General features: G+C 46.8%; 9 protein-coding genes. 7 read left to right on the forward strand and 2 right to left on the reverse strand.

From position 1 onward, the window contains the following. Nucleotides 1-151: 151 nt before the first annotated feature. Complete coding sequence (gene gltS / locus ACI3EW_RS13140; protein ID WP_215703213.1) at nucleotides 152-1,342, forward strand: sodium/glutamate symporter; 1,191 nt, start codon at nucleotides 152-154, stop codon at nucleotides 1,340-1,342. A 136-nt stretch (nucleotides 1,343-1,478) separates the two neighbouring features. On the opposite strand, the gene ACI3EW_RS13145 is transcribed toward gltS, so the two are convergent. Continuing rightward, nucleotides 1,479-2,369 (reverse strand): LysR family transcriptional regulator, encoded by an 891-nt coding sequence (locus ACI3EW_RS13145; RefSeq protein ID WP_405581090.1) that lies wholly within the window; start codon nucleotides 2,367-2,369, stop codon nucleotides 1,479-1,481. Nucleotides 2,370-2,612: 243 nt separating this feature from the next. Here ACI3EW_RS13145 and ACI3EW_RS13150 point away from each other — a divergent pair, with 243 nt between their 5' ends. From ACI3EW_RS13150 to ACI3EW_RS13175, 6 genes are all read left to right on the forward strand, one after another. Beyond that, the gene (locus ACI3EW_RS13150) at nucleotides 2,613-3,968 is read left to right on the forward strand and encodes an MATE family efflux transporter (protein WP_485663078.1); all 1,356 of its coding nucleotides are present in this window, start codon (nucleotides 2,613-2,615) and stop codon (nucleotides 3,966-3,968) included. A 179-nt stretch (nucleotides 3,969-4,147) separates the two neighbouring features. Further along, nucleotides 4,148-5,674: a BCCT family transporter gene (locus tag ACI3EW_RS13155; protein ID WP_329752055.1), complete on the forward strand. Its 1,527-nt coding sequence runs from the start codon at nucleotides 4,148-4,150 to the stop codon at nucleotides 5,672-5,674. Nucleotides 5,675-5,911: 237 nt separating this feature from the next. Next, a complete protein-coding gene (locus tag ACI3EW_RS13160; protein WP_215703209.1) occupies nucleotides 5,912-7,297 on the forward strand; it encodes a PspC-like choline-binding domain-containing protein in 1,386 nt (461 codons plus the stop codon). A 331-nt stretch (nucleotides 7,298-7,628) separates the two neighbouring features. Beyond that, on the forward strand, nucleotides 7,629-8,255 hold the full coding sequence (locus tag ACI3EW_RS13165) for a hypothetical protein (protein WP_147352720.1): 627 nt from the start codon (nucleotides 7,629-7,631) through the stop codon (nucleotides 8,253-8,255). Between the two features lie 412 nt (nucleotides 8,256-8,667). Then, nucleotides 8,668-9,108: an IS200/IS605 family transposase gene (gene tnpA / locus ACI3EW_RS13170; protein WP_485663080.1), complete on the forward strand. Its 441-nt coding sequence runs from the start codon at nucleotides 8,668-8,670 to the stop codon at nucleotides 9,106-9,108. Then, complete coding sequence (locus ACI3EW_RS13175; RefSeq protein ID WP_485663082.1) at nucleotides 9,071-10,189, forward strand: RNA-guided endonuclease TnpB family protein; 1,119 nt, start codon at nucleotides 9,071-9,073, stop codon at nucleotides 10,187-10,189. Before tnpA ends, ACI3EW_RS13175 begins: the two co-directional genes overlap by 38 nt. Nucleotides 10,190-10,490: 301 nt before the next feature. On the opposite strand, the gene prfB is transcribed toward ACI3EW_RS13175, so the two are convergent. Then, nucleotides 10,491-11,630: a peptide chain release factor 2 gene (prfB, locus tag ACI3EW_RS13180; RefSeq protein ID WP_118299253.1), complete on the reverse strand. Its 1,140-nt coding sequence runs from the start codon at nucleotides 11,628-11,630 to the stop codon at nucleotides 10,491-10,493. Between the last annotated feature and the right edge of the window lie 4 nt (nucleotides 11,631-11,634).

The following is an 11,634-nucleotide window of genomic DNA, read 5'->3' on the forward strand; positions in this document are numbered from 1 at the left end:
TTTCACATATTTTACCTTGTTGTGTATAAAAATATTGTTAAGGAATTACAAATTTTGTTAAGTAATTTTTGTAACTTTTTGTAACTTTGTGAAGTTTTTTGAAGGGACATGCTTATACTCTGTACATAAAAGGTATGGAGGTATAAAAACTATGTTACAAATCGAGCTCAACATGTATCAAGCAGTTGCAGTTGCTGCACTGGTTCTGCTTCTTGGACGTTTCCTTGTAAGCAAGATCCCATTCTTAACAAAATACTGTATTCCTGAACCGGTTGTCGGCGGCGTTGTTTACGCTGTTGTTCACCTGATTTTAAGATCCGCAGGGATCCTCGAAATCTCTTTCGACAACACATTACAGTCCTTCTTCATGACTGTATTCTTCTGTAGCGTTGGTTACACCGCATGTTTCCGTCTCTTAAAGAAGGGCGGCGTTCAGGTACTCTTATTCCTGTTAGTTTCCATTATCATGGTTGCTCTTCAGAATGGTCTTGGCGCTGTACTTGCCGGTGCTTTCCATCTCGACCCGAGACTTGGTCTTGCGGTTGGTTCCATCCCGATGGTCGGCGGACATGGTACCGCAGGCGCATTCGGACCGGTTCTTGAGGAAGCCGGTGTCGTAGGCGCTAACGCGGTTGCGATCGCATCCGCAACCTTCGGTCTTGTTGCCGGCTGTGTGATCGGCGGACCGCTCGCTTACCGTCGTATCCATTCCCTGAACTTAAAGTCCACAGAGACTGCTACCGGCAGTGATGAGGTTAAAGTTGATAAGAACGAAGTTACCGGCGCGATCGATTCCAGAAGATTCCTGGACGGCGCATTATACCTTGCAATCGCAATCGGTGCCGGCACGATCGTTTCTTTATTCCTTAACAAGTTAATGACATTCCCGAGCTACATCGGAGCAATGGTTGTTGCTGCTATCATCCGTAACGTTGTTGACGCAACCCACAAAGATATGCCGATGGAAGAGATCAGCACGATCGGAAGCTTCTCTCTTTCCTTATTCCTTGGTCTCGCAATGATGGGATTAAAGTTATGGCAGCTTGCAGAGCTTGCACTTCCGATGATCGTAATGCTTGCGGCACAGACAGTTCTCATGGCATTCTTCGCTTACTTCGTAGTATTCAACCTTCTCGGAAAGAGCTACGACGCAGCCGTTATGACATCCGGCTTCTGTGGATTTGGTATGGGTGCTACACCGAACGCTATGGCAAACATGCAGGCGATCACCGCAAAGTATGGTCCGGCTCCGACCGCATACTTCGTAGTGCCGTTAGTAGGAAGCTTGTTCATCGACTTCTTCAATGCGCTTATCATTACGACATTTATGAACTTCCTGTAAGATCCAATTTTGGATTATAAATTGTAACTCTTGAAAAAGGGCCCGCACCGGAATCTTGGGGTATGTTCCGATGGCTGGGCCCTTTTTCCTGTCTGAAATTTAATTATAAATTTTTCTGAGAGACCAGGATCTCTTCTTATCTTCCTGAAAACAACTCTATCCCATCGATCATCTGCAGTTCTTCTCTCACACACTGAAAAAATCTTCGGATCTGATCATCCATCCGGTTCTCTTTTGTGAGTCCATAGATCGTCATGTCCTCCGGTCCGCCTTCCATCGGACAGATCCACACGTCTTGTCTCTTGAATCGCCTTGCAACAAGAAGTGGGATCACCGCCCATTTTTTTCCATTCAGAAAATATTCCAGAAATTCCATCTTATCCGCTGTGAGACTCGGATTTGCATCCGGCAGAAACCATCGGCTGTGCCAGATATCATATTCCGGATTCCACGGCAGCCGGATCTGTTCTTCCGGATCCAGCATATCCGGAGTCACTCTCCCTGTTTCTCTCCAGCTCTCACCACCGGCAAACACAAACGGCTCCCTGAACACAGGGAACGGAACTATTCTTCTGGAATTTAAAAGATCCGAGACCAGAGCCACATCAACACTTCCATTTTCCACATACCCATAAATGTCAGAAGAACGCCCCGTCTTAAATTCAATGCTGCAGGTGTCCCGATCGGACATCATTTTTTTTAATACAGCTGGCATCAGATAAAAAGCAATGCTGTTCACTGTGCTGACCCGCAGAAGCGGACTTTTCTTTCTTCTCGGTATCTCCTCCGCCTCCCTGTAAAGTGTCAACAGGCGTTCCGCGACCGGAACGAATTCTTTTCCATTCTCTGTAAGTTCCACACTTCTCTGACCGCGTCCACGTTCAAAAAGGCTGTATCCCAGTTCCTCTTCCATCGATTTCATTCTGCGGCTCATAGCCGGCTGTGTGATAAAAAGCCGTTCTGCCGCTGCTGAGATACTGCCATACTGGAGAACTGCCAGGAATGCCTCCAACTCTGTTTTTGTCATAATGATCTCCGTTTTCTCCGATTTTCTTTACTGCAAATATTTTATCCTGTTCAAAATATATCATTTTGATTATATTTTACTTTTTAATTATTCATTTTTCAATTAATATTTTCTGTGATACACTGATTTCTGTGAAGGTACTGAACCATCAGATTTGGTACCAGCCGGAGCAGCGCATAGAATTTGGAGTACGCAGTGCGGAATATCCGGTATCAGAAGATTATATTTCAGGAGTACATAACCATGAACCAGACCTCTTTGCTTTCCGGCAATATCCGGCAGCAGATCTTAACCCTCGCTGTTCCACTGCTGCTTGGAAACATTTTACAACAGCTTTACAACACTGCCGACTCACTGATCGTGGGCAGATTTCTCGGCACCAATGCCTTTGCCTCTGTGGGAATATCCGGCAGTCTTATGAACCTTTTTATCTTCATTCTCGACGGCTTCTGCACCGGGATCACGGTAATCCTCGGTCAGTTCTACGGAAGCGGTGACAGAAAAAAATACCGCGAGGAAGTCTTCACCGCCCTTCTTCTCGGCATGATTATCGCCCTTATCATCAGCGGTGTGTGTACCGTCTTTCTGAATCCGATCTTAAACCTGATCCACACCCCGGACGAACTCATTCCTTACGCTGAATCCTACCTTTTCATTATCCTCGCAGGGCTTCCTTTTACCTGTCTTTATAACCTTTTATCCGGAATCCTGCGGTCTATCGGCAACACCAGAGTTGCCCTGTCTTTTCTCGCTGCCGCCATCACAATGAACATTGCTCTGGACTTTCTCTTTATCGGCATTCTGAGACTTGGAACCGGCGGTGCTGCCGCGGCCACGATCCTGTCACAGTTTTTCTCCGCAATCTGCTGTTTTCTGTATCTGCGGGATACTTATCCGGGACTGCTCTGCCGCAGAGAAGATATTGGAGCTCATAAGGATCTTATGATCCACACTCTGCGCTACGGTCTCATCTCAGCGCTTCAGGCCTCCAGCCTGTATATCGGAAAGATTCTCGTTCAGGGCAGTGTCAATACACTCGGAACACCGGGAATCGCCGCCTATACGGCAGCGACCCGCATTGAGGGGTTCGCGAATTCCTTCGGTGACAGCGGAGGAAATGCGGTCTCCGTCATGGTCTCCCAGAATCTTGGGGCCGGAAATCATGACCGGGTGAAAAAAAGTCTATTTTGGGGGCTGATGTTAAACTGGACGGTCTGTGTGGTAATCTCCCTTTTCATGTTCTTTGGTTCCGATCCTGCACTCCGGCTGTTTTTGAGTTCTTCAGACGAACTGGCTCTCTATTACGGAAATAGTTATATAAGGCTGATCTCTGTTTTCTATATATTCTGCTTTACAGGAAGTGCTTACATGGGATACTTTAAAGGACAGGGCTACATGGTCATCGCCTTCTGCGGAACAACCCTACACATTATTTTCCGTGCGATCTGTTCCGCCATCATGATCGGAAAGATGGGGCTCACCGCGGTTGCTCTCTTTTCCGGTCTCGGCTGGATACTCTGTGTGACATTCCTGACGGTCAATTTTATCCGGATCGCAGGGCAAAACTCAAACATTCCATCCTCCCATGATCCGAACTGACGCTGAGTCCTTGTTCCCGTGCAGGGAGGCAGGCAAGTTCTGAACTGAAAATGTTGTATAATACAGTGGCCGTGGCAGAATCATATCATTTCCCCCTTGCATTCTCTCTCCTGCAGTGCTATAATGTTCAATATCTTGATAAATATTTAATTTTTGAACATCATAGGAGGTTTCAAATTATGAGTTCCAAAAATTCCGAAACACCATTAAAAGATCGGATCGACTGGATCACTGTGATCGTACCGTTTCTTGCGATCCTGGCGCTCTGCGTCTGCTTCATCCTGATGCCGGACGCGTCAAAGAGCGTTCTCGACACGATCCGCTTTATCCTAGGCGACACCTTCGGCCTGTTCTACCTGGCAGTCGGCCTCTTCGTCTTCCTGCTCTCCCTGTTTCTGGCTTTCTCCAGGTTTGGAAATATCCGCCTCGGAAAGCCGGATGAGAAGCCGAAATACCCGCTCTTCGTGTGGGCCAGCATGATGTTCACCTCCGGCCTCGCCGCTGACATCCTGTTCTACTCCTTCTGTGAGTGGATCCTCTACGCCAACGACCCGCATATCTCCGAGATGGGCTCTATGCAGACCTGGTCCAGCACCTACCCGCTCTTCCACTGGGGTCCGATCCCGTGGGCGTTCTACCTGGTGCTCGCCGTGTGCTTCGGCTTCATGCTTCATGTCCGCGGATGCCATAAGCAGAAATACTCTGAGGCATGCCGCGCACTTCTCGGAAACAAAGTCGATGGACTCCCGGGAAAACTGATCGATCTCCTCGCCCTCTTCGCCCTGCTCGCGGGGACAACGACGACCTTCGCACTGGCAACTCCGTTAATGTCCCAGGTCCTCACGACCCTGTTCCATCTTCCGTCCTCGAAATGGATCACGATCGCGATCCTGGCCGTCACCTGCGTCTTTTATACATACGCCCTGCTGCACGGCATGAAGGGGATCTCCCTGCTTGCAAAGTCCTGCATGTATCTGTTCTTTGCCCTGCTCGCATATGTGCTGTTCCTTGGCGGAGAGACACGGTATATTCTGGAGACAGGCTTTGCGGCTGTCGGAAATCTTGCTCAGAATTTCCTCGGCCTCGCAACCTTCACAGATCCGCAGCGGACCACTTCCTTTCCGCAGACATGGACGATCTTCTACTGGGCCTACTGGATGGTGTGGTGCGTGGCATCTCCGTTCTTTATCGGATCCATCTCCCGCGGAAGAACGGTGCGGCAGACGATCCTCGGCGGATATGCCTGCAGCGTCAGCGCTACATTCTTAAGCTTTATCATTTTAGGAAACTACAGTCTCGGACTCCAGGTAAGCGGAAAGCTTGACGTTATGGCGATCTATGCCGCCGGCAGCGATCTCTACACAACGATCATCGCCATTATCCAGACACTGCCGCTTGCACCGTTTGTCCTTGTGCTTTTAATCGTTGCCATGGTGGCCTTCTATGCTACCAGCTTTGACTCCATCGCCCTTGTAGCCTCCTCCTACACATACCGCCAGATCACCGGTGACGAGGAGCCGCACAATGCAGTAAAAGCCTTCTGGGCGATCCTGTTGATCCTGCTGCCCATGGCACTTGTATTTTCCGACAGCTCCATGGCAAACCTGCAGAGTGTCTCCATCATTGCAGCGTTTCCGGTAGCGTTCGTGATCCTGCTGATCATCGCCAGCTTCTTAAAGGACGCGTCGGATTACCTGAAATCATAAAATAAGAACTACGAAACGTACGGATCGATCACTTTCATCATAAAGTTTGATCCGTACTTTTTTCTTAAACAATTTGTAATTCCCCTGCCACACATTTACCACAAGTTGAAGGGAAAATACCATTGTCATAAATCGGAATTCTGATATAATAGAATATGTAAACAATTTAAAAATTTTCAGCAGCCGTGAAAACAACGATCTGGCTGCTGTTACAATTTCCATGAGGAGGAAAATTAAATGAGAAAGAAAAATTTCTGCCTGGCAGTACTTTCCGCATCCGCAATTCTCGCTCTGGGTGCTTCATTCAGTTCTTTTGCTGCCTGGAAGTCCATAAACAGTGAATGGGTCTATACTGACAATAACGGCAACAACGTGACAAGCGCATGGAGAACCGACAACGGCGAATCCTATTACCTCGGTGAGGACGGCTATATGATCCGCAACACTCTTCTTGAGGACAACGGAAACTACTACTACTTAAGAAACGGCGGCCAGATGTTAAAGAACGGCTGGCGCTTCCTTGAGAACCCGAGCTGGCAGGGCGACGATAAAGTCGGCGACGCAAGCTGGTACTACTTCGATAACAATGGACGTGCGCTCCGCACGACCGGTGACAGCGTAAAGATCGCTGATATCGGCGGAAAGAAGTATGCGTTTGATATGTATGGAAGAATGCTCACAGGCTGGATCACAGCTGCAGGTGAGAATATCTCCGATGATTCCGACTGGGCAACGGCTACATACTACGGTGACGCAGAAGGCGACGGAAGCCTCGTTACAAACGCATGGGTATACATCAGCGTAAAAGATGACGACAATGAAGACGATGAAGAGCCGACTTACCACTTCTACTTTGCTTCCAACGGTAAAAAGACGGTAAGCACAGAGAAAACGATCGGCAACGTGAAGTACACCTTTGACGACAGAGGCGTTGCACAGGATTCCTGGGTACATGACAGCAATAAAGACACCTGGAAATACTACGGCAACGAAGACGAACCGAAGCTTCATACTGGTTGGTTCGAAGCAGTTCCGCCGAAGGATTTAAACAGTAGTGATCATGAAAGCGACACCACACATTGGTACTATGCAAACTCCAAAGGCGAGATTACAAGAAAAGAGTGCAAGACGATCGACGGAAAATCCTACCTCTTCAATAATGAAGGTGAGATGGTAACCGGTCTCAGGATCTTATACTATGAAGATGGTAAATATACTTCCTACTCCGGTGAAGTAGATTCTGTTGATACTATTAAGAATATGAATTCCAACACTCAGAAGCTTGTTTACTTCGAATCCAGTGGTGCTGCAAAGACAGGAACAACCACGATCTCCCTTGATGGTACTTCCTACACCTTCAGCTTCAGATCCAACGGTTCTCCGAGAGGCGTCGGCGAAACAGGTATTTCCGATGGATACATTTATGTAAATGGTCTCCGTCTGACTGCTGATGAAGATTCTAAATATGGAGTTGTAACTTACAAAGATGCCCAGTACCTCGTCAATGAAAAAGGTACGATCCAGAAGAACAAGAAAAACATCAAAGACGCAGATGACAACTACTACTGCACCGATAAATCCGGTATCGTAACCTACGGACCGGAAGCAGATAAGAAATCATGATCTTCTGATTTTTCCTAGTCCTTCATAACAAAAAAAGCACAGGTGATGCGATTACGATCCGGTAATTGCATCACCTGTTTTTGATTATATTTTCATAAAATAAACCATTCTTTTGACTCACCTCTGCCACACTTTCCTCACGTTTCACCGCAAAGTCTTCACATGTTAATCACATTTCCCTGATATACTTAATATGTCAAAAGGAAATAAAAACCAACGGAAAACTGACCGGCACTCTTTAAAATACTCACATTCACATTTTGTAACTGTCCGTAATATTCACGGGTACCGCAGTTCTACCGGATCAAAATCATCAAATACAGGAGGTTTCATGATGAAAAAGAAATTTATGACTCTCGCACTTACCGCAGCTATGGCTGCTTCCATGGGAATGACCGCTTTTGCAGGACAGTGGGTTCAGAACACGACCGGCTGGTGGTGGCAGGAAGACAATGGTTCCTACCCGGTATCCCAGTGGAAATGGCTTGACGGAAATAAGGACGGGATCTACGAGTGCTATGCTTTCGATTCCAACGGATATATCTATACAAATACAACAACTCCGGATGGCTACACCGTCAATGCGGACGGTGCCTGGACGATCGGCAACTCTGTACAGTTAAAGTACCAGAAAGATATGGACAGCCAGAATAACTCCGGCAACACTTCTGATAACAACCAAAGCACTTCCTCTGGCGATTCCACCGTCTACACAAACGAGGATATGGTCGGAACCTTCATGACAAATGACGAGAACAGAGAAGATTACTTCGAGCTCATGGTCGGTGCAGGCGATTCCATCGCAGCTTTCTACTATGACAACGACGGTGACACCCATATCTACAATTTTGCGAAATCCAGTGATACAAAATATCGTGACTCCTCCAATTCCCGCAATATGACGATCGTGGACTACGATACTATTATTGTAAACGATAAGACCTACATCAGAGAATAATCCTACCACTATTTGGATACCTTCATAAAAATTTCATACCCCCAAAAATCCGGTTCAGATCCTGAGCCGGCTTTTTACGTTTTATATTTCTCCTATAAGTGCCTTTTTTAACAATAATCAGCAAGAATTCTCCCACCTCCATAGGTGGTGAGATGAATTGCTATCTCTTGCATAGTGCCATAGTTGGCATGTAAATATCAGATTATTGCACATAGCTGTGCTGTGTATTGTAAACTTCTCATATATTGATTTTTGTAGTCGTGCTATATCATCAATCCTGCATACAATGAATAAGCCTGAAGGAAAAATAGATTGCAGATCAAACAGAACAAATGTTCTGAAATATAATAGACAAATGATCTCATTTGTGATATAATTAAATCAGTCGAAATAGAAAGAAAGGCTGATAAATATGAGAGAACTCGACAATAATGCACATTCAGTATTTTTACTCTGTTATCATCTGATCCTGGTTGTAAAGTACCGGAAAAAGGTCCTGAATGATCCGATCTCGGGTCGCGCACGAGAAATCTTTGAATATATCGCGCCCAAATATCATATCACCCTGGAAGAGTGGAATCACGATGAGGACCATATCCATATCATGTTCCGTGCCCATCCGAAGTCGGAACTCAGTAAATTTATCAATGCCTATAAAAGTGCCAGCAGCCGTCTGATCAAAAAAGAGTATCCGGAGATCCGGCAGAAGCTCTGGAAGGAAATGTTCTGGAGTCAGAGCTTCTGCCTCCTGAGTGCCGGCGGAGCTCCGATCGAAGTGATCCGTCAGTACATCGAGACACAGGGGGAGAAAAAACATGAACGTAGTATACCGGTTTCGGATCTATCCCAATAAAATACAGCAGGAACTGTTTGCAAAAACATTTGGATGTGTCAGGTTTGTATATAACCGAATGCTGGCAGAAAAGAAGGAATGCTATGAAAAGACCGGAAAAAACCTGAAGGTCACTCCGGCAAAATATAAGGCAGAATTTCCATGGCTAAAAGAAGTGGACAGCCTTGCTCTGTGCAATGCCCAGCTGCATCTGCAGACTGCTTATAAAAACTTTTTCCGGGATCCATCGTTTGGATTTCCAAAATTCAAGTCAAAAAAGAATCCTGTTAAAAGCTATACCACAAACAGTGTAAATGGAAATATCCTGTTAAAAGATGGGAAGCTGAAGCTCCCAAAGGCAGGCTGGATCCGGATCCGGCAGCATCGTAAGATCCGGAAAGATGCCTGCCTGAAAGGTGCATCCATCTGTCTGGAAGCTGATGGGCGGTATTATGTTTCCCTTCTGTATTTTTGTGAAGAAAAGCCAGTGGAAATAAGGAACATAAGGCAGGCCGTCGGACTCGATTTTTCCATGAAAGAACTATATGTAGATTCCAATGGAAAACATGCAGGTTATCCGCACTATTTCAGAAACAGCGAGGAAAAACTGGCGAAAGCGCAGAGAAAACTGAGTCATTGCCGGAAGGGGAGCAATCGTTACAAAAAACAACAGAAAAAAGTGGCGCGGATCCATACACATATCGCTCACCAGAGAAAAGATTACTTGCATAAAGAATCAAGAAAGATAACCAATTTCTATGATATCGTATGTATCGAAGATCTGGATCTGAAGACGATGAGCGGGGAACATCATTTTGGAAAAAGTGTTCATGACAACGGTTGGAGAATGTTCACAGATTTTTTGCAGTATAAACTGGAACGGGAAGGGAAGAAGCTTGTCCGCATCGACCGCTGGTATCCCAGTTCCAGAACATGCAGCTGTTGTGGAAAAATAAAACATGATCTGAAACTGGAAGAGCGGGTATATCTTTGCAGCTGCGGAAACCGGATGGACCGTGATGAAAATGCGGCGGTCAACATCTGCCGGGAAGGGCTGAGAATATCCGGGATCATATTGGAAAAGAGCGAAAAAGCATCATAAAAAGATATCAGTCCAAAAGAACCGTGGGACACACGGGGATCGCTCGTGAATGCTTTGCCCAACGGGGGAATCGAACGAGAAGCCCCCACTTCAAGCGTGAGCTAAGTGGTGGGAGTATGTCACTTTACAGGAACCTCCAGGGAATTTCCTAAAAAAAGTACGCCAGACAATGAATTTCTCCATCATCTGACGCACTTTCTTAATTTTCTTTATCTGATTCCTTTTTGATCTATCACCGGCTGCCCGGCCATTCCATCGTTTCGTATGGATCTGTTTCCGTCCATCCGTCATTCTTCCGGATCTATTCTACGTCCTGTCCGCCCTTCACCTGCGGCCGTCCAAGGCTCTCCCACTTCAGGTAGGCGCTGATAAATCCGTCGAGTCCGCCGTCGAGCACCGCATTTACGTTTCCGCTCTCAAATCCGGTCCGGTGGTCTTTTACCATCGTGTATGGCTGGAGTACATAGGAACGGATCTGGCTGCCCCATCCGATATCTTTGATATCGCCGCGGATGTCGGAGAGCTTCTCTGCATTTGCCTGCTGCTTTAACATATACAGTTTCGCTTTCAGCATCTGCATTGCCTTGTCCTTATTCTGGAACTGGGAACGCTCATTCTGACACTGGACAACAACGCCGGTCGGGATATGGGTGATACGGACTGCAGATGACGTCTTGTTGATGTGCTGTCCGCCGGCACCGCTGGAACGGTAGGTATCGATCCGCAGGTCATCCGGGTTGATCTCGATATCCAGATCTTCCTCGATATCCGGCATAACATCACAGGATACGAAGGAGGTCTGTCTCTTTCCGTTCGCGTTGAACGGAGAAATTCTTACGAGACGATGAACGCCGCGCTCGGACTTTAAGTAGCCGAAAGCATTCTCACCGTTAATCTGGATCGTTACCGACTTAATACCGGCTTCCTCACCGTCGAGGAAATCGAGGACCTCGACCTGATAGCCTTTTCTCTCTGCCCAGCGGCAGTACATGCGGTATAACATGCTGCACCAGTCGCAGGACTCGGTTCCGCCCGCTCCGGCATTCAGTCTTAAGATCGCATTGTTATTGTCATATTCTCCGGTCAGAAGTGTGCGCAGACGAAGCGCATCGAGCTCAGAAGTGAACTCGTCGAGCATCTCCTGGATCTCCGGAATGATCGCCGGGTCATTCTCCTCGTACCCCATCTCGATCATCAGTCCGATCTCCTCATACTGATTCTGGAGCTTGTTGTACTCTGCGACCGTGTCCTTTAAGTTTTTCGCTTCTTTCACGAGTCTCGTAGATTTCTCTGCATCCTCCCAGAAGCTCGGCTCTTCCATGGTCTTGTCCAACTCATCGATCCTTCTGATCTTTGCCTCCAGATTCAGGGAATCACGAACCTCCTTTAACGGAGTTTCATATGTGGACAAGGTGTATTTAAACTGGTCTAACTCAACCATTGAC

The organism is Pilosibacter rotomagensis (assembly GCF_045062245.2).
Taxonomy (GTDB): Bacteria; Bacillota; Clostridia; order Lachnospirales; family Lachnospiraceae; genus Pilosibacter.

Excerpts from the sequence above, each read along its gene's own strand:
- gltS (WP_215703213.1), top strand. The coding sequence starts at position 152 with ATGTTACAAATCGAGCTCAACATGTATCAAGCAGTTGCAGTTGCTGCA.
- ACI3EW_RS13145 (WP_405581090.1), bottom strand. The coding sequence starts at position 2,369 with ATGACAAAAACAGAGTTGGAGGCATTCCTGGCAGTTCTCCAGTATGGC.
- ACI3EW_RS13150 (WP_485663078.1), top strand. The coding sequence starts at position 2,613 with ATGAACCAGACCTCTTTGCTTTCCGGCAATATCCGGCAGCAGATCTTA.
- ACI3EW_RS13155 (WP_329752055.1), top strand. The coding sequence starts at position 4,148 with ATGAGTTCCAAAAATTCCGAAACACCATTAAAAGATCGGATCGACTGG.
- ACI3EW_RS13160 (WP_215703209.1), top strand. The coding sequence starts at position 5,912 with ATGAGAAAGAAAAATTTCTGCCTGGCAGTACTTTCCGCATCCGCAATT.
- ACI3EW_RS13165 (WP_147352720.1), top strand. The coding sequence starts at position 7,629 with ATGATGAAAAAGAAATTTATGACTCTCGCACTTACCGCAGCTATGGCT.
- tnpA (WP_485663080.1), top strand. The coding sequence starts at position 8,668 with ATGAGAGAACTCGACAATAATGCACATTCAGTATTTTTACTCTGTTAT.
- ACI3EW_RS13175 (WP_485663082.1), top strand. The coding sequence starts at position 9,071 with ATGAACGTAGTATACCGGTTTCGGATCTATCCCAATAAAATACAGCAG.
- prfB (WP_118299253.1), bottom strand. The coding sequence starts at position 11,630 with ATGGTTGAGTTAGACCAGTTTAAATACACCTTGTCCACATATGAAACT.